General features: G+C 57.4%; 15 protein-coding genes and 2 tRNA genes. 16 read left to right on the plus strand and 1 reads right to left on the minus strand.

All coding sequences use genetic code 11. The annotated features are described in order from the left end of the window. Positions 1–8: 8 nt before the first annotated feature. The 5 genes from dapB to ACA061_RS03715 all read left to right on the plus strand — a co-directional run bounded on the left by dapB (position 9) and on the right by ACA061_RS03715 (position 6,469). Positions 9–815 carry a 4-hydroxy-tetrahydrodipicolinate reductase gene (gene dapB, locus ACA061_RS03695; protein ID WP_150604096.1) on the plus strand — a complete coding sequence of 269 codons (807 nt, stop codon included), beginning with the start codon at positions 9–11 and terminating at the stop codon, positions 813–815. Positions 816–1,072: 257 nt separating this feature from the next. After that, positions 1,073–2,209, plus strand: a complete 1,137-nt coding sequence (carA, locus tag ACA061_RS03700; protein WP_150604095.1) for a glutamine-hydrolyzing carbamoyl-phosphate synthase small subunit — start codon at positions 1,073–1,075, stop codon at positions 2,207–2,209. A gap of 126 nt (positions 2,210–2,335) precedes the next feature. Next, complete coding sequence (carB, locus tag ACA061_RS03705) at positions 2,336–5,557, plus strand: carbamoyl-phosphate synthase large subunit (protein WP_115147483.1); 3,222 nt, start codon at positions 2,336–2,338, stop codon at positions 5,555–5,557. 2 nt (positions 5,558–5,559) lie between these two features. Further along, positions 5,560–6,036 carry a transcription elongation factor GreA gene (greA, locus tag ACA061_RS03710; protein WP_042561951.1) on the plus strand — a complete coding sequence of 159 codons (477 nt, stop codon included), beginning with the start codon at positions 5,560–5,562 and terminating at the stop codon, positions 6,034–6,036. 28 nt (positions 6,037–6,064) lie between these two features. Then, complete coding sequence (locus ACA061_RS03715) at positions 6,065–6,469, plus strand: MFS transporter (protein WP_150595162.1); 405 nt, start codon at positions 6,065–6,067, stop codon at positions 6,467–6,469. 9 nt (positions 6,470–6,478) lie between these two features. On the opposite strand, the gene ACA061_RS03720 is transcribed toward ACA061_RS03715, so the two are convergent. Further along, positions 6,479–6,787, minus strand: coding sequence for a YhbY family RNA-binding protein (locus ACA061_RS03720; protein WP_042557586.1), 309 nt, complete (start codon positions 6,785–6,787; stop codon positions 6,479–6,481). A 101-nt stretch (positions 6,788–6,888) separates the two neighbouring features. Between ACA061_RS03720 and rlmE the strand changes: the two genes are divergently transcribed. The 11 genes from rlmE to infB all read left to right on the plus strand — a co-directional run bounded on the left by rlmE (position 6,889) and on the right by infB (position 18,021). After that, positions 6,889–7,518, plus strand: coding sequence for a 23S rRNA (uridine(2552)-2'-O)-methyltransferase RlmE (gene rlmE / locus ACA061_RS03725; protein ID WP_008088328.1), 630 nt, complete (start codon positions 6,889–6,891; stop codon positions 7,516–7,518). A 203-nt stretch (positions 7,519–7,721) separates the two neighbouring features. Next, positions 7,722–9,629 carry an ATP-dependent zinc metalloprotease FtsH gene (gene ftsH, locus ACA061_RS03730; RefSeq protein WP_042557588.1) on the plus strand — a complete coding sequence of 636 codons (1,908 nt, stop codon included), beginning with the start codon at positions 7,722–7,724 and terminating at the stop codon, positions 9,627–9,629. Between the two features lie 8 nt (positions 9,630–9,637). Beyond that, the gene (folP, locus tag ACA061_RS03735; protein WP_497300631.1) at positions 9,638–10,489 is read left to right on the plus strand and encodes a dihydropteroate synthase; all 852 of its coding nucleotides are present in this window, start codon (positions 9,638–9,640) and stop codon (positions 10,487–10,489) included. Between the two features lie 16 nt (positions 10,490–10,505). Continuing rightward, a complete protein-coding gene (gene glmM, locus ACA061_RS03740; protein WP_150617093.1) occupies positions 10,506–11,843 on the plus strand; it encodes a phosphoglucosamine mutase in 1,338 nt (445 codons plus the stop codon). Positions 11,844–11,908: 65 nt separating this feature from the next. Beyond that, positions 11,909–12,664, plus strand: coding sequence for a triose-phosphate isomerase (gene tpiA, locus ACA061_RS03745; RefSeq protein WP_016986498.1), 756 nt, complete (start codon positions 11,909–11,911; stop codon positions 12,662–12,664). Positions 12,665–12,668: 4 nt separating this feature from the next. Beyond that, the gene (gene secG, locus ACA061_RS03750) at positions 12,669–13,055 is read left to right on the plus strand and encodes a preprotein translocase subunit SecG (protein WP_027610782.1); all 387 of its coding nucleotides are present in this window, start codon (positions 12,669–12,671) and stop codon (positions 13,053–13,055) included. 21 nt (positions 13,056–13,076) lie between these two features. Then, positions 13,077–13,162, plus strand: a tRNA-Leu gene (locus ACA061_RS03755). A gap of 97 nt (positions 13,163–13,259) precedes the next feature. Further along, positions 13,260–13,336: transfer RNA gene (locus ACA061_RS03760), tRNA-Met, on the plus strand. 138 nt (positions 13,337–13,474) lie between these two features. After that, on the plus strand, positions 13,475–13,933 hold the full coding sequence (gene rimP, locus ACA061_RS03765; RefSeq protein ID WP_042557593.1) for a ribosome maturation factor RimP: 459 nt from the start codon (positions 13,475–13,477) through the stop codon (positions 13,931–13,933). Positions 13,934–13,980: 47 nt separating this feature from the next. Continuing rightward, entirely contained in the window at positions 13,981–15,462 is a 1,482-nt protein-coding gene (nusA, locus tag ACA061_RS03770; protein WP_042557594.1) for a transcription termination factor NusA, read from the plus strand. Positions 15,463–15,489: 27 nt separating this feature from the next. Then, positions 15,490–18,021, plus strand: coding sequence for a translation initiation factor IF-2 (infB, locus tag ACA061_RS03775; protein WP_210701355.1), 2,532 nt, complete (start codon positions 15,490–15,492; stop codon positions 18,019–18,021). Positions 18,022–18,173: the final 152 nt, after the last annotated feature.

Raw genomic sequence — 18,173 nt, forward strand, 5'->3', positions numbered from 1 at the left:
GAGTCGGCATGCGACGTATTGCAGTGATGGGCGCCGCCGGGCGCATGGGTAAGATCCTGGTCGAGGCCGTGCAGCAGCGCGCGCCGCTGACCGGGCTGACTGCCGCGATCGTTCGCCCGGGCAGCACGCTGATTGGCGTCGATGCCGGTGAGCTGGCATCGCTGGGGCGAATCGGCGTGCCGTTGTCTGGTCATGTCGAAGCAGTAGCTGATGAGTTCGATGTGCTGATCGATTTCACGCTGCCTGAAGTCATGCTGAAAAACCTGGCCTTCTGTCGTAAGGCAGGCAAGGCCATGGTCATCGGCACGACCGGGCTGGATGCCGCGCAGAAGCGTCTGTTGGCGGAGGCGGGCAAGGATATTCCCATCGTGTTCGCCGCCAACTTCAGTGTCGGGGTCAATCTGTCGCTGAAGCTGCTTGATATGGCTGCGCGTGTGCTCGGCGATGATGCGGATATCGAAATCATCGAAGCGCATCACCGAAACAAGATCGATGCGCCGTCAGGTACGGCGTTGCGCATGGGTGAAGTGATTGCCAGCGCGCTGGACCGTGATCTGCAGAAAGTTGCAGTCTATGGGCGTGAGGGTCACACCGGTGTGCGCGAGCGTGAAACCATTGGTTTTGCCACGGTGCGCGGTGGGGATGTAGTGGGTGATCACACGGTGCTGTTCGCTTGTGAGGGCGAACGGCTTGAGATCACGCACAAGGCTTCCAGTCGCATGACCTTCGCCAAGGGCGCGGTGCGTGCTGCGTTGTGGCTGGATGGTCGTGCGCCGGGTCTTTACGACATGCAAGACGTGCTCGATCTGCATTAAGTGCTCCAGAAACCGGGTTCAAACCATATGTTTGAGCCCGGTTTTTTCCGCCGAGCGACGCCCTGTCGCATTCTCTGCCCTTTCGGGCTCATTGGCGGTAGACCAAAAAAGCCTTTTTCTGTAAGCTACAGCTTTAGTGTGTCCACTAAAAGCGCGCAGAATAATTCAGTGAACAAGCGGGGTGACGTGTCCATACGTCATTCCGCTTTTTTACAACCTGCGATCGCCCTTTCATGCGTTATTTACGGGAGGTCTTCTTGACTAAGCCAGCCATACTTGCCCTTGCTGATGGCAGCATTTTTCGCGGCGAAGCCATTGGTGCCGACGGTCAAACCGTTGGTGAGGTGGTGTTCAACACCGCAATGACCGGCTATCAGGAAATCCTTACCGATCCTTCCTACGCCCAACAGATCGTTACCCTGACCTACCCGCACATTGGCAACACCGGCACCACGCCGGAAGATGCCGAGTCGGATCGCGTCTGGTCTGCCGGTCTGGTCATCCGTGACCTGCCGCTGGTGGCGAGCAACTGGCGTAACACGATGTCCCTGGACGATTACCTGAAGGCCAACAATGTTGTGGCAATCGCCGGTATCGACACCCGTCGCCTGACCCGCATCCTTCGGGAAAAAGGCGCCCAGAACGGCTGCATCATGGCCGGCGACAACATCTCCGAAGAAGCCGCCATCGCCGCTGCGCAAGGCTTCCCGGGTCTGAAGGGCATGGATCTGGCCAAAGTCGTCAGCACCAAGAAGCAATACGAATGGCGCTCGACAGTCTGGGATCTGAAAACCGACAGCCACGCGACCATCGAAGCCTCCGAGCTGCCATACCACGTGGTTGCCTACGACTACGGCGTCAAGGTCAACATCCTGCGCATGCTGGTCGAGCGCGGCTGCCGCGTCACCGTCGTGCCGGCGCAAACGCCTGCTGCCGACGTACTGGCACTGAAACCGGATGGCGTGTTCCTGTCCAACGGCCCTGGTGACCCGGAGCCATGCGACTACGCCATCAAGGCGATCAAGGAAGTGCTGGAAACCGAAACTCCGGTATTCGGTATCTGCCTCGGTCACCAGTTGCTGGCTCTGGCCTCCGGCGCCAAGACCCTGAAAATGGGCCACGGCCACCACGGTGCCAACCACCCGGTGCAGGATCTGGACACTGGCGTCGTAATGATCACCAGCCAGAACCACGGTTTTGCGGTAGACGAAGAAACCCTGCCAGCCAACGTTCGCGCGATCCACAAATCGCTGTTCGACGGCACCCTGCAAGGTATCGAACGCACCGACAAGAGCGCGTTCAGCTTCCAGGGTCACCCTGAAGCGAGCCCGGGCCCGAACGATGTGGCGCCACTGTTCGACCGCTTCATCAACGAGATGGCCAAGCGACGCTAAGCGTTCGCCTTGAGACTGTAGAGAGAAGCCCCTTGAGGGTGGCCCCGCTACCGGCGGCCCCTTCGAGGCTTCAGAAATCGATCAAGACGGCTTGCCGACTGACCTGCGGATTTGAGTGACAAACCCATGCCAAAACGTACAGACATTAAAAGCATCCTGATTCTCGGCGCTGGCCCGATCGTTATCGGCCAGGCTTGCGAATTCGACTACTCCGGCGCCCAGGCCTGTAAAGCCCTGCGTGAAGAGGGTTACCGCGTCATCCTGGTGAACTCCAACCCGGCCACCATCATGACCGACCCGTCGATGGCCGATGCTACCTACATCGAACCGATCAAATGGCAGACCGTTGCCAAGATCATCGAGAAAGAGCGTCCAGACGCACTGCTGCCGACCATGGGCGGCCAGACCGCTCTGAACTGCGCCCTCGACCTGGAGCGCGAAGGCGTTCTGGAGAAGTTCGGTGTGGAAATGATCGGCGCCAACGCCGACACCATCGACAAGGCTGAAGACCGTTCGCGTTTCGACAAGGCGATGAAATCCATCGGCCTGGCGTGCCCGCGTTCCGGTATCGCCCACAGCATGGAAGAAGCCAACGCGGTCCTCGAAACCCTCGGCTTCCCGTGCATCATCCGTCCGTCGTTCACCATGGGCGGCACCGGTGGCGGTATCGCTTACAACCGTGAAGAATTTGAAGAAATCTGCGCTCGCGGTCTGGACCTGTCGCCGACCAAAGAGCTGCTGATCGACGAATCGCTGATCGGCTGGAAAGAATATGAAATGGAAGTTGTCCGCGACAAAAAGGACAACTGCATCATTGTCTGCTCGATCGAAAACTTCGACCCGATGGGCGTGCACACCGGTGACTCGATCACTGTTGCTCCGGCTCAGACCCTGACCGACAAGGAATACCAGATCCTGCGTAACGCCTCCCTGGCGGTACTGCGTGAGATCGGCGTCGAGACCGGCGGTTCCAACGTGCAATTCGGTATCTGCCCGGACACTGGCCGTATGGTCGTGATCGAAATGAACCCGCGCGTATCGCGTTCTTCGGCCCTGGCTTCGAAAGCCACCGGTTTCCCGATCGCCAAAGTTGCGGCCAAACTGGCTGTGGGCTACACCCTCGACGAACTGTCGAACGACATCACCGGCGGCAAGACCCCGGCGTCCTTCGAGCCGTCGATTGACTATGTCGTTACCAAGCTGCCTCGCTTTGCTTTCGAAAAATTCGCTAAGGCTGACGCGCGTCTGACCACTCAGATGAAGTCGGTGGGTGAGGTCATGGCGATCGGCCGGACTTTCCAGGAATCCCTGCAGAAAGCCCTGCGTGGTCTGGAAGTGGGCGTTTGCGGTCTGGACGAGAAGCTCGACCTGAGCAACCCGGAAAGCATGAGCATCCTCAAGCGCGAACTGACCGTACCGGGCGCCGAGCGTATCTGGTACGTGGCTGACGCTTTCCGCGCTGGCATGACCGTCGAAGAAATTTTCGGCATGAACATGATCGATCCGTGGTTCCTGGTACAGATCGAAGATCTGATCAAGGATGAAGAGAAGGTCAAGACCCTGGGTCTGTCCGCGATCGACCGCGATCTGATGTTCAAGCTCAAGCGCAAAGGCTTCTCCGATCAGCGTCTGGCCAAGCTGCTGGGTGTTACCGAGAAGAACCTGCGGACTCACCGTCACAAGCTGGAAGTGTTCCCGGTCTACAAGCGCGTTGACACCTGTGCTGCCGAGTTCGCCACTGATACCGCCTATCTGTATTCGACCTACGAGGAAGAATGCGAAGCAGCGCCGTCGGGTCGCGACAAGATCATCATCCTCGGCGGTGGTCCAAACCGCATCGGTCAGGGCATCGAGTTCGACTACTGCTGCGTACACGCCGCCCTCGCTCTGCGCGAAGACGGGTACGAGACCATCATGGTCAACTGCAACCCGGAAACCGTTTCCACTGACTACGACACTTCCGACCGTCTGTACTTCGAGTCGGTAACCCTGGAAGACGTGCTGGAAATCTGCCGCGTCGAGAAGCCGAAAGGCGTCATCGTCCAGTACGGCGGCCAGACCCCGCTGAAACTGGCTCGCGCCCTGGAGGCCGCTGGCGTGCCAATCATCGGCACCAGCCCTGACGCCATCGACCGTGCCGAAGACCGTGAGCGCTTCCAGCAAATGGTTGAGCGCCTGAACCTGCGTCAGCCGCCAAACGCTACTGTGCGCAGCGAAGACGAAGCCATTCGTGCTGCGGCCAAGATCGGTTATCCGCTGGTGGTTCGCCCGTCCTACGTGTTGGGCGGCCGTGCGATGGAAATCGTCTACGAAGAAGAAGAACTCAAGCGCTATCTGCGTGACGCAGTGAAAGTGTCCAACGACAGCCCGGTGCTGCTCGACCACTTCCTCAACTGCGCCATCGAGATGGACGTGGATGCGGTCTGCGACGGCAAAGATGTGGTAATCGGCGCGATCATGCAGCACATCGAACAGGCTGGCGTTCACTCCGGTGACTCCGCTTGCTCGCTGCCGCCGTACTCGCTGCCGGCGCACATCCAGGACGAGATGCGCGAACAGGTCAAGAAAATGGCCTTGGAACTGGGCGTTGTCGGCCTGATGAACGTGCAATTGGCTCTGCAAGGCGAAGACATCTACGTCATCGAAGTCAACCCGCGCGCTTCCCGTACCGTGCCGTTCGTATCCAAGTGCATCGGTGTTTCCCTGGCCATGATCGCGGCTCGCGTGATGGCGGGTAAAACCCTGAAAGAAATCGGCTTCACCAAAGAAATCATCCCGAATTTCTACAGCGTGAAAGAGGCGGTCTTCCCGTTCGCCAAATTCCCTGGCGTTGACCCGATCCTCGGCCCAGAGATGAAGTCGACCGGTGAAGTGATGGGTGTCGGTGACACCTTCGGTGAAGCGTTCGCGAAAGCCCAAATGGGCGCGAGCGAAGTGCTGCCAACCGGCGGCACTGCATTCATCAGCGTGCGTGATGATGACAAACCACTGGTTGCAGGCGTGGCTCGTGATCTGATCAACTTGGGCTTCGAAGTGGTTGCCACTGCCGGTACTGCCAAGCTGATCGAAGCCGCAGGCCTGAAAGTGCGCCGTGTGAACAAGGTGACCGAGGGTCGTCCGCACGTGGTCGACATGATCAAGAATGACGAAGTCACGCTGATCATCAACACCACCGAAGGTCGCCAGTCGATCGCCGATTCCTACTCCATTCGTCGTAATGCCTTGCAGCACAAGATTTACTGCACCACCACCATTGCTGCTGGCGAAGCTATCTGTGAAGCGCTGAAGTTCGGTCCGGAAAAGACCGTGCGTCGCTTGCAGGATCTACACGCAGGATTGAAGGCATGAGCATAACCAAGTACCCAATGACAGTTCAGGGCGCGAAAGCTCTGGAAGAAGAACACACTCACCTGACCAAGGTCGTCCGTCCGAAGCTCAGCCAGGACATCGGGACGGCCCGCGAGTTGGGTGACCTGAAAGAGAACGCGGAATACCATGCCGCCCGCGAACAGCAGGGCATGGTCGAGGCGCGGATTCGTGACATCGAAGGCCGGATTCAGAATCAGGTCATCATTGATGTCACGACCATTCCTCATACCGGCAAAGTGATCTTCGGTACCACCGTCGAAATCGCCAATGTCGAGACGGATGAAAGCGTCACTTACCACATCGTGGGTGAGGATGAGGCTGACTTCAAACTCGGCAAGATTTCGGTCGGTTCGCCTCTGGCCCGCGCCTTGATCGGCAAGGAAGAGGGCGATACGGTCGCCGTGAAAACGCCAGGTGGCGTTATCGAGTACGAGATTGTCGAAGTCCGTCACATCTGAAACCGGGCGCCCGCTGCATGCGGGCGCCATGCTTTGGCAGCTGACCCAGATGTTATGGGTTGGCGGTCTCTGGCTGATTCATTTCGGTTTGCAGCCGGCGTTGGTCAGGATTGGCCTGGCGCCGCTGTTGATCGACGAAGTCGCCAGTGCATTTGAAGTGCTGGTGGTGGGTTTTTCCGCCGCATGCGTGATATTTCAGGCTTTGGTGCTTTTACAGGCCGAGGGTCTTGCCAGTCTATGGCGGGATTTTCGCGGGCAGGTGCTGTTGATGGCGTTGTATGCGTGTGCGATGTATGTCGCAGTGCGTGTCGGCTGGCCGGATGCGCAGCGCTGGCAGGTGTTCAGCTATCTGGTGCTGGGGTTTTCCGGGCTGGTGCTGGTGATGCAGCCGGTGCCGGGATGGAGTGGCAGGGTGCGCGAAGCACACCCTTGACCCTTGTCATCACTTGAAGCGATGAACGTTCGACAGTTGCTTGTTGACGCTGAAGTTCTTGCGGTAAAGCAGTGCCATCTTGCCGATGACCTGAACCAGATCCGCTTTGCCGACCTTGCACAGTTCTGCAATGGACGCCAGGCGCGACTCGCGATCGAGGATGTTGAGCTTGATTTTGATCAGCTCGTGATCCGCCAAGGCGCGTTCAAGTTCGGCTAACACACCTTCAGTCAAACCGTTGTCCGCCACAGTCAAAACTGGTTTCAGATGGTGACCAATGGATTTGTACTGTTTCTTCTGCTCTGGAGTGAGCGGCATAATCTGACCCTTTCGTCTGGATTCTGTAAAATGGCGGCCATTTTACCCGAGGGTTCGTGGATCCGCCCAACTAATCACGACCCTTATCATCGAGGTGCCCAATGGCGCGTTCCAAGACAAGCCTTGGTTGGCTGAAAAGACATGTCAATGATCCCTATGTGAAGCAGGCGCAGAAGGATGGCTACCGTTCGCGTGCGAGTTACAAACTTCTGGAGGTCCAGGAGAAATACAAGCTGATCCGTCCTGGCATGAGCGTTGTCGATCTGGGTGCGGCGCCTGGTGGCTGGTCGCAGGTAACTAGCCGGCTGATCGGTGGTCAGGGGCGTCTGATTGCCTCGGACATCCTGGAGATGGACAGCATCCCTGACGTGACATTCATCCAGGGTGACTTCACCGAAGACGCGGTGCTCGCTCAGATCCTCGAGGCCGTAGGTAATTCGCAGGTGGACCTTGTGATTTCCGATATGGCCCCCAATATGAGTGGTACGCCTGAAGTGGATATGCCAAAAGCCATGTTCCTTTGCGAGCTGGCTCTTGATTTGGCGGAGAGGATACTCAAGCCGGGTGGTAATTTTGTGATCAAGATCTTTCAGGGCGAAGGTTTCGATGTGTACCTGAAGGATGCCCGCAAGAAGTTCGACAAGATCCAGATGATCAAGCCGGACTCGTCCCGGGGTAGTTCCCGGGAGCAATACATGCTGGCTTGGGGCTACCGCGGCCGTAGCGAGTAAAACGACGTAATTCGTCCAGGGCGATAGGTTTTTCGCATTTCGCTCCGGGCGCATTAACGAATATTGTGTAGAAAGTGTTTCACAAAGGGTTACAGACGGCGCCTGCCAGAGTTGTAGGTAATGTAGTAAGTTAGGCCGGTGAATATCATGCGAAGCGCGCGCCAGTAGCGGAGCTTGCTTCAGAGGGTAGTTAATTGAACGATATGGCAAAGAATCTGATCCTGTGGTTGATCATCGCGGCTGTCCTGGTGACGGTGATGAACAACTTCTCCAGCCCTAACGAGCCGCAGACCCTCAACTATTCCGACTTCATCCAGCAGGTCAAGGATGGCAAGGTCGAGCGCGTAGCCGTTGATGGTTATGTGATTACCGGCAAACGCAGCGATGGCGATAGCTTCAAGACCATTCGTCCGGCTATTCAGGACAATGGTCTGATCGGCGATCTGGTCGACAACCACGTTGTGGTTGAAGGCAAGCAGCCTGAGCAGCAAAGCATCTGGACCCAGCTTCTGGTGGCCAGCTTCCCGATCCTGGTGATCATCGCGGTGTTCATGTTCTTCATGCGCCAGATGCAGGGCGGTGCGGGTGGCAAGGGTGGGCCGATGAGCTTTGGCAAGAGCAAGGCGCGCCTGCTCTCCGAAGATCAGGTGAAAACCACTTTGGCTGACGTTGCCGGTTGCGATGAAGCCAAGGAAGAAGTTGGCGAGCTGGTCGAGTTCCTCCGTGATCCGGGCAAGTTCCAGCGTCTGGGCGGTCGAATTCCTCGCGGTGTCTTGATGGTCGGTCCTCCGGGTACCGGTAAAACCTTGCTGGCCAAGGCAATTGCCGGTGAGGCCAAGGTACCGTTCTTCACCATTTCCGGTTCCGACTTTGTCGAAATGTTTGTTGGTGTCGGCGCTAGCCGCGTCCGTGACATGTTCGAGCAGGCCAAGAAGCACGCTCCATGCATCATCTTTATCGACGAAATCGACGCCGTCGGTCGCCATCGTGGCGCCGGCATGGGCGGTGGTCACGATGAGCGTGAGCAGACTCTTAACCAGTTGCTGGTTGAGATGGACGGCTTTGAAATGAACGACGGCATCATCGTGATCGCTGCAACCAACCGTCCTGACGTACTCGACCCTGCGCTGCTGCGTCCGGGCCGTTTCGACCGCCAGGTTGTTGTTGGTCTGCCGGACATCCGTGGTCGCGAACAGATTCTCAAGGTTCACATGCGCAAAGTGCCAATGGGCGACGACGTCGCTCCGGGTGTTATCGCACGTGGTACCCCGGGCTTCTCCGGTGCCGACCTGGCCAACCTGGTCAACGAAGCTTCGCTGTTCGCTGCTCGCAGCGGCAAGCGCATCGTCGAGATGAAGGAATTCGAGCTGGCCAAAGACAAGATCATGATGGGCGCCGAGCGCAAATCGATGGTCATGTCCGAGAAAGAAAAACAGAACACGGCTTATCACGAAGCGGGTCACGCTATTGTTGGTCGCGTCGTGCCTGAGCATGATCCGGTCTACAAAGTTTCGATCATTCCGCGCGGTCGTGCGCTGGGTGTGACGATGTTCCTGCCGGAAGAAGATCGCTATAGCCTGTCCAAGCGTGCGTTGATCAGTCAGATCTGCTCGCTGTACGGCGGCCGTATCGCTGAAGAAATGACCCTGGGCTTCGACGGTGTCACTACCGGTGCTTCCAACGACATCATGCGTGCAAGTCAGATTGCGCGAAACATGGTGACCAAGTGGGGCCTGTCGGAAAAACTTGGTCCGCTGATGTATGCCGAAGAAGAGGGCGAAGTGTTCCTCGGTCGCGGCGGTGGCGGCCAGGCTGCCAGCTTCTCCGGTGATACGGCCAAGCTGATTGACTCCGAGGTGCGCAGCATCATTGATCAGTGCTACGGCACGGCCAAGCAGATCCTCACAGATAACCGTGACAAGCTCGATGCCATGGCTGATGCCCTGATGAAGTACGAAACGATCGACGCTGAGCAGATCGACGACATCATGGCTGGCCGCACGCCTCGTGAGCCTCGCGATTGGTCGGGTGGTACTGGTACACCGCCACCTCCAGTTGTCCAGGATGAGCGTCCGGAAACACCGATCGGCGGTCCGGCTGCTGACGTTTAAGGTTTGAAATGACTTTTGCACAGTCCCTGACCCGGTTGCCTTGCGGCAACCGGGTTCTTGATTTGGCCCAGACGCATGTCATGGGTATTCTCAATGTCACTCCCGATTCTTTCTCCGATGGCGGCCGATACAGCCAGCTCGACGAGGCTTTGCGCCACGCCGAAGCCATGGTTGCGGCTGGCGCGACGTTAATTGATGTTGGCGGCGAATCTACTCGCCCTGGTGCGCGCGCGGTGTCACCGCTGGAAGAGCTCGAGCGCGTGGCGCCGATTGTCGAGCTGATCAATCGCGAGCTCGATGTGATCATCTCGGTCGATACGTCGACACCTGCCGTGATGCGCGAAACCGCGCGTCTTGGTGCTGGGTTGATCAACGATGTGCGATCACTACGGCGTGACGGGGCGCTAGATGCGGCAGCAGCAACCGGTTTGCCGGTGTGCCTCATGCATATGCTCGGAGAGCCGGGTGATATGCAGGACAATCCTCAATACAATGATGTCACTCGGGAAGTGGGCGAGTTTCTTGCCGAGCGCATGGCGCAATGTGCATTAGCAGGTATTCCGGCCGATCGAATCATCCTTGATCCCGGCTTCGGCTTCGCCAAAACCCTGCAGCACAATCTAAGCTTGTTCAAGCATATGGAAGCCCTGCATGCGCTGGGCCGCCCTTTGCTGGTGGGTGTTTCGCGCAAGAGCATGATCGGACATGCATTGAATCGGCCTGTGGGCGAACGTCTGTACGGTGGTCTTGCACTGGCTGCGCTGGCGTCGGTCAAGGGGACGCGTATATTGCGTGTCCATGATGTGGCGCAAACAGTAGATGTCGTGCGAATGATCGCGGCCGTCGAATCAGCCGAATAAGAATGATGGAGCACTTATGAGCAAGAAATACTTTGGTACTGACGGCATTCGTGGTCGAGTCGGTGAATACCCGATTACTCCTGACTTCATGCTCAAGCTTGGCTGGGCTGCTGGAATGGCGTTCCGGAAGATGGGGGCCTGCAAGGTGCTGGTCGGCAAGGACACGCGAATTTCCGGCTACATGTTCGAGTCGGCGCTGGAGGCTGGCCTGACATCGGCAGGTGCCGATGTAATGCTGCTTGGTCCAATGCCGACGCCCGCCATCGCTTACCTGGCGCGCACGTTCCAGGCCGAGGCTGGCATTGTGATCAGTGCTTCGCACAACCCGCATGACGATAACGGCATCAAATTCTTCTCCGGAAAAGGCACCAAGCTGCCGGACGAACTGGAGTTGATGATCGAAGAGCTGCTCGACACCCCGATGACCGTGGTCGAGTCGAGCAAGATCGGCAAGGTGTCGCGGATCAACGATGCGTCCGGTCGTTACATTGAATTCTGCAAGAGCAGTGTGCCAACCGGCACCAGTTTTTCCGGCCTCAAGATTGTCATCGACTGCGCTCACGGCGCGACTTATAAAGTTGCCCCGAGCGTTTTTCGAGAGCTGGGTGCGGACGTGGTCGTGCTGTCGGCGCAACCCAATGGCCTGAATATCAATGACAACTGCGGTTCGACCCATATGGGTCAGCTTCAGGCGGCAGTCTTGGCTGAGCACGCTGATCTAGGTATCGCCTTTGATGGTGACGGCGATCGGGTCTTGATGGTCGATCACACTGGCGCAATCGTTGATGGCGACGAATTGATATTCATCATTGCGCGTGATCTGCACGAGCGTGGGAAGCTGCAGGGCGGTGTGGTCGGCACCCTGATGAGTAACCTCGGTCTTGAGTTGGCGCTCGCCGATCTTTCGATTCCATTCATTCGTGCCAACGTTGGCGATCGCTACGTGATTGCTGAACTGCTGGAGCGTAATTGGCTGGTCGGTGGTGAAAATTCGGGGCATGTCGTTTGTTTCAATCACACCACGACTGGTGATGCGATCATTGCGGCTCTGCAAGTATTGATGGCGCTCAAAACGCGTAATGAAGGCCTGGCGCTAGCTCGCCAAGCGTTACGCAAGTGCCCTCAGGTGCTGATCAATGTGCGTTTCGGCGGTGGCGAAAGCCCGCTGGAGCATCCAGCAGTCAAGGAAGCCAGTGCGCGTGTAACACAGGCGATGGCTGGGCGTGGACGTGTGCTCCTGCGCAAGTCCGGCACAGAGCCTCTGGTGCGTGTGATGGTCGAAGGCGAGGACGAAACCCTTGTTCGCGGCTATGCCGAAGAACTGGCAAAACTGGTAACTGAAGTTTCTGCCTGATACGGCTTGCAAGCCATGATTGTGTTGGGTAACATCTGCGCCCACTTTGACCGACGAGGTACAGCATGCGTCGCCCTATGGTAGCTGGTAACTGGAAGATGCACGGTACCCGCGCCAGCGTCGCTGAGCTGATCAACGGCCTTCGTCATCTGGCCTTGCCAAGCGGTGTTGATGTCGCAGTATTTCCGCCTTGCTTGTATATCAATCAAGTGATTGATGGCTTGAAGGGCAAGTCGATTTCGGTCGGCGCGCAGAATTCTGCGGTGGAATCCATGCAAGGTGCATTAACCGGTGAGATTGCACCGAGTCAATTAGTGGATGCAGGTTGTTCCCTGGTGCTTGTCGGGCACTCCGAACGCCGTCAGATAATGGGCGAGCGAGACGGAATGCTGAATCGCAAGTTCGCAGCGGCACAGGCATGTGGCTTGATTCCGGTGTTGTGCATAGGGGAGACCCTTGAGCAGCGCGAAGCCGGTAAAACTCTTGAAGTTGTCGGGCGTCAGCTTGGCAGCATCATCGAGGAGCTGGGTGTAGGTGCCTTTGCCAAGGCAGTAATAGCTTACGAGCCGGTCTGGGCCATTGGTACCGGGCTGACTGCAACACCGCAACAGGCTCAGGATGTGCATAAAGCCATTCGTGAGCAGTTGGCGGCAGAGAATTCTGAAGTCGCACGAGGTGTGCGGCTTCTATACGGCGGCAGCGTGAAGGCGGCCAATGCGGTCGAACTGTTCGGCATGCCGGATATCGATGGGGGGCTCATTGGTGGAGCTTCCCTGAATGCAGATGAGTTCGGTGCGATCTGTCGCGCCGCGGGAAACTGAAAAAATGCTGGAAACAGTCGTAGTCGTTTTTCATCTGCTGGGTGCATTGGGCGTAGTTGCTCTGGTTTTGCTGCAGCAGGGTAAGGGTGCGGACGCTGGCGCGTCTTTCGGAGCAGGTGCTTCAAATACTGTGTTCGGAAGCCAAGGTTCCTCTACCTTTCTTAGTAAGTTTACTGCTATACTTGCCGCCGGTTTCTTCATAACCAGCTTGGGGTTAGGTTACTTTGCTAAAGAGAAAGCTCATCAGCTGACTCAAGCAGGTTTGCCAGATCCAGCAGTGTTGGAAGTACCTAAGCAACAACAACCGGCTTCTGATGATGTCCCGGTGCTTCAAGAGCAAAAGTCGGCTACTCCAGCGACTGACGTACCTCCAGCTCAAGAGCAGAAGTAAGAAGGGTTTCAATGTAGTTTTGCCGAGGTGGTGGAATTGGTAGACACGCAACCTTGAGGTGGTTGTGCCCATAGGGTGTAGGGGTTCGAGTCCCCTTCTCGGTACCAATTAGTCAGGATAGCCCGCTGTTGCGGGCTTTCTTGCAGGTGGAAGGTTAGATTGACCCTATAAGGGATCGGTCGTATACTTCCGCCCCAGCTTTGTCGCGGGGTGGAGCAGTCTGGTAGCTCGTCGGGCTCATAACCCGAAGGTCGTCGGTTCAAATCCGGCCCCCGCAACCAGTTTAAAGAGCCCCTTTTAAGGGGCTTTTTGTTAGCTGGACACTTTCAACGCCGCTGTTCGACGGCGTTTCAAGGATGGGCGTTTCGCCCATTTTTTTATTCTGCATAGCATGCACATACATGCACTAGGGGGTTCAGGTGTCGAGCAAGCTAGAAGAGTTGCAGGCCTTGCTGGCCCCGGTGGTCGTGGCCCTAGGCTATGAATGCTGGGGTATTGAGTTTTCGGCTCAAGGTCGTCACTCGATGTTGCGCGTTTATATCGATAAAGAGGGCGGTGTGCTGGTGGACGATTGCGCCATTGTCAGCCGTCAGATCAGCGGTGTCCTGGATGTTGAAGATCCAATCACCGTTGAATACACCCTCGAAGTTTCCTCGCCTGGCATGGAGCGCCCACTGTTCACTATCGAGCAGTTCGCCCAGTTTGTCGGTGCACAAGTGAAGATCAAGCTGCGCTCGCCTTTTGAAGGTCGACGCAACTTTCAGGGCCTTCTGCGCGGTGTAGAAGAACAGGATGTCGTGGTGCAGGTAGATGACCATGAGTTTCTGTTGCCGATCGATATGATCGACAAGGCCAACATTATTCCCAGTTTTGACTGAGACGCGGATCCCGCGGATCCAATGGCTTGCGAAAGGCGAGGCGTACGATGAGCAAAGAAGTACTGCTGGTTGTTGAGTCGGTATCCAATGAAAAGGGCGTACCGGCAAGCGTAATTTTTGAAGCGCTGGAGCTGGCTCTGGCCACTGCTACCAAAAAGCGTTTTGAAGACGAAGTTGACCTGCGTGTGGAAATTAACCGCCACACCGGGGCATACGAAACTTTCCGTCGCTGGACGGTCGTCGAAGAGAATGATCTTGACGATCCAGCTATCGAAACCTGGCCGAGCAAGGTTGCCGAAACGCATCCTGGTGCCAACGTTGGCGACGTCGTTGAAGAAAAAATCGACTCCATCGAGTTCGGCCGCATTGCTGCACAGACTGCCAAGCAAGTCATCGTGCAGAAAGTGCGTGAAGCCGAGCGCGCTCAAGTGGTCGACGCCTATCGCGAGCGCCTGGGAGAAATCATCTCCGGCACCGTGAAGAAAGTGACCCGCGACAACGTGATCGTCGATCTGGGCAACAACGCCGAGGCGTTGCTGGCTCGTGAAGACATCATTTCTCGCGAAACCTTCCGTGTCGGCGTGCGTCTGCGTGCGCTGCTCAAGGAAATCCGCACCGAGAACCGCGGCCCGCAGCTGATCCTGTCGCGTACCGCGCCGGAAATGCTGATCGAGCTGTTCCGCATCGAAGTGCCGGAAATTGCTGAAGGTCTGATCGAAGTAATGGCTGCGTCCCGTGACCCGGGTTCGCGCGCCAAGATCGCCGTCCGCTCCAAGGACAAACGCATCGACCCGCAGGGCGCTTGCATCGGTATGCGCGGTTCGCGCGTCCAGGCAGTGTCGGGTGAGTTGGGCGGTGAGCGTGTTGATATCGTCCTGTGGGACGACAACCCGGCTCAGTTCGTGATCAACGCCATGTCCCCGGCCGAGGTTGCGGCAATTATCGTTGACGAAGATGCCCATGCAATGGACATCGCCGTTGGCGCAGACAATCTGGCTCAGGCCATCGGTCGTGGTGGTCAGAACGTGCGTCTGGCAAGCCAGTTGACTGGCTGGACCCTGAACGTGATGACCGAATCGGACATCCAGGCTAAGCAGCAAGCAGAAACCGGTGACATCCTGCGCAACTTCATCGACGAGCTGGAAGTCGACGAAGATCTGGCGCAGGTGCTGGTAGATGAAGGCTTCACCAGTCTGGAAGAGATTGCCTACGTACCGTTGGAAGAAATGCTCAACATCGACGGCTTTGACGAAGATACCGTCAACGAGCTTCGCGCTCGTGCCAAGGATCGTTTGTTGACCAAAGCCATCGCTACTGAGGAAAAGCTGGCAGACGCCCATCCGGCCGAAGACCTGCTCTCGCTTGAGGGTATGGACAAGGATCTGGCGATGGAACTGGCGGTGCGCGGCGTAATTACCCGCGAAGACCTGGCCGAGCAGTCTATTGACGACCTGCTCGACATCGACGGCATTGACGATGATCGTGCCGGCAAGTTGATCATGGCCGCCCGAGCCCATTGGTTCGAGTAATTAGGCGCGGCCTGAGGAGAGAAGTGCATGACGCAAGTCACGGTGAAACAACTGGCCGATGAGGTCAAAACACCGGTAGAGCGCCTGTTGCAGCAGATGCGTGAGGCAGGTCTGCCGCACACCGCCGCCGAAGAAAATGTGACTGACAGTGAGAAGCAATCTTTGCTGACTCACTTGAAAAGCAGCCACAAGGCGAAAGTGGAAGAACCACGCAAGATCACGCTGCAGCGTAAAACCACCAGCACCCTGCGTGTGGCTGGTAGCAAGAGCATCAGCGTTGAAGTTCGCAAAAAGAAAGTTTTCGTACAGCGCAGCCCGGAAGAAATCGAAGCCGAGCGCAAGCGTGAACTGGATGAGCGTCGCGCAGTAGAAAATGCTGCCCGCCAGAAAACTGAGCAAGAAGCCAAGCAGCGCGCCGAAGAAGAAGCACGCCGCAATCCTGGCTCTGCGCAAGCCGCTACTAGCGCCGCCGTTGCAGCTCCTGCTGCAGCTGCTGAGCCGGTACGTGAAAGCGCGCCGGTGGTTGCCGCTGCTCCAGCGCCGTCTGCTGACGTTCGTAACAAGCAGAACGAACAGCGCCGTCCGGACAAACCACGTGCCGACGACAACAATCGTCGCAGTGGCGGTGGTGATGGCGAGCGCAAAAACGCTCCGCATCGCGCATCGGTCAAAGAGAAAGCGCCAGCGCCACGTGTTGCGCCACGTACTACCGACGAAGAAAGCGATGGCTTCCGTCGTGGTGGTCGCGGCAAGGCCAAGCTGAAGAAGCGCAACGCTCACGGTTTCCAGAGCCCAACCGGCCCTGTCGTGCGTGATGTGCAGATCGGCGAGACCATCACTGTTGGCGATCTCGCCAATCAGATGTCGGTCAAGGCTGCTGAAATCATCAAGTTCATGTTCAAACTGGGCACTCCAGCGACCATCAACCAGGTGCTTGATCAGGAAACTGCTCAACTGGTAGCCGAAGAACTGGGCCACAAAGTGACCCTGGTCAGCGACACCGCCCTGGAAGATTCCCTGGCCGAGTCCCTGAAGTTTGAAGGTGAGTCGTTCTCCCGTGCGCCAGTCGTGACCGTAATGGGCCACGTTGACCACGGTAAAACTTCCCTGCTCGACTACATCCGTCGTGCCAAGGTAGCTGCTGGCGAAGCCGGCGGTATCACCCAGCACATCGGTGCGTACCACGTTGAAACCGAACGCGGCATGGTCACCTTCCTCGACACCCCTGGTCACGCCGCGTTTACCGCAATGCGTGCCCGTGGTGCCAAGGCGACCGACATCGTGATTCTGGTAGTTGCAGCGGACGACGGCGTGATGCCGCAGACCATTGAAGCTGTTCAGCACGCGGTAGCCGCTGGCGTTCCACTGGTTGTTGCAGTGAACAAGATCGACAAGCCGGGCGCTGACCTCGATCGCATCCGTAGTGAACTGTCGGTTCACGGCGTGACGTCGGAAGAGTGGGGCGGTGAAACGCCGTTCGTATCGGTTTCGGCGAAACTCGGTACTGGCGTGGACGACCTGCTTGAAGCCGTTCTGCTGCAAGCTGAAGTTCTCGAACTGAAGGCAACTCCGTCGGCTCCAGGCCGTGGTGTTGTGGTTGAATCGCGTCTCGACAAAGGTCGTGGTCCGGTTGCAACCGTTCTGGTTCAAGACGGTACCCTGCGCCAAGGCGACATGGTTCTGGTCGGTTCGAACTATGGCCGCGTGCGTGCCATGCTCGACGAGAACGGCAAGCCAATCAAGGAAGCCGGTCCTTCCATCCCTGTCGAGATTCTCGGCCTGGACGGTACCCCGGACGCTGGCGACGAGATGAGTGTGGTTGCCGACGAGAAGAAAGCCCGTGAAGTGGCTCTGTTCCGTCAAGGCAAGTTCCGCGAAGTCAAACTGGCTCGCGCTCACGCCGGCAAGCTGGAAAACATCTTCGAAAACATGGGTCAGGCAGAGAAGAAGACGCTCAATATCGTCCTCAAATCTGACGTCCGTGGTTCGTTGGAAGCTCTGCAAGGCGCTCTGAATGGCCTGGGCAACGACGAAGTGCAAGTGCGCGTAGTCGGCGGCGGTGTCGGTGGTATCACCGAGTCCGATGCCAACCTGGCACTGGCTTCGAGCGCTGTACTGTTCGGCTTCAACGTGCGTGCCGATGCTGGCGCACGGAAGATCGTCGAGCAGGAAGGTCTGGATATGCGTTACTACAACGTGATCTACGACATCATCGAAGACGTCAAGAAAGCCCTGACCGGTATGCTCGGCAGCGATGTTCGCGAGAATATTCTGGGTATCGCCGAAGTGCGTGACGTGTTCCGTTCGCCGAAGTTTGGCGCGATCGCAGGCTGCATGGTGATCGAAGGTGTTGTGCACCGTAACCGTCCGATCCGTGTACTGCGTGAAGACATCGTTATCTTCGAAGGCGAGCTGGAATCCCTGCGCCGCTTCAAGGATGACGCTTCCGAAGTACGTGCCGGCATGGAATGCGGTATCGGCGTGAAGAGCTACAACGACGTCAAAGTCGGCGATAAGATCGAAGTCTTCGAGAAGGTTCAGGTTGCTCGCAGCCTCTAACTCGCGCACTTCAAGGGCCACATCGGGCCGTCGCATGAAAATGCGCGGCACGGTGTCAGGACTCTAAACGCAACGCCCGGTCTGGCTTTTGTCAGGCCGGGCGTTTGCCGCTTTCAGACCTTGCGGGTTTCACCGTGGGGCAGTAACAGGTA

The organism is Pseudomonas sp. LBUM1668 (assembly GCF_059695715.1).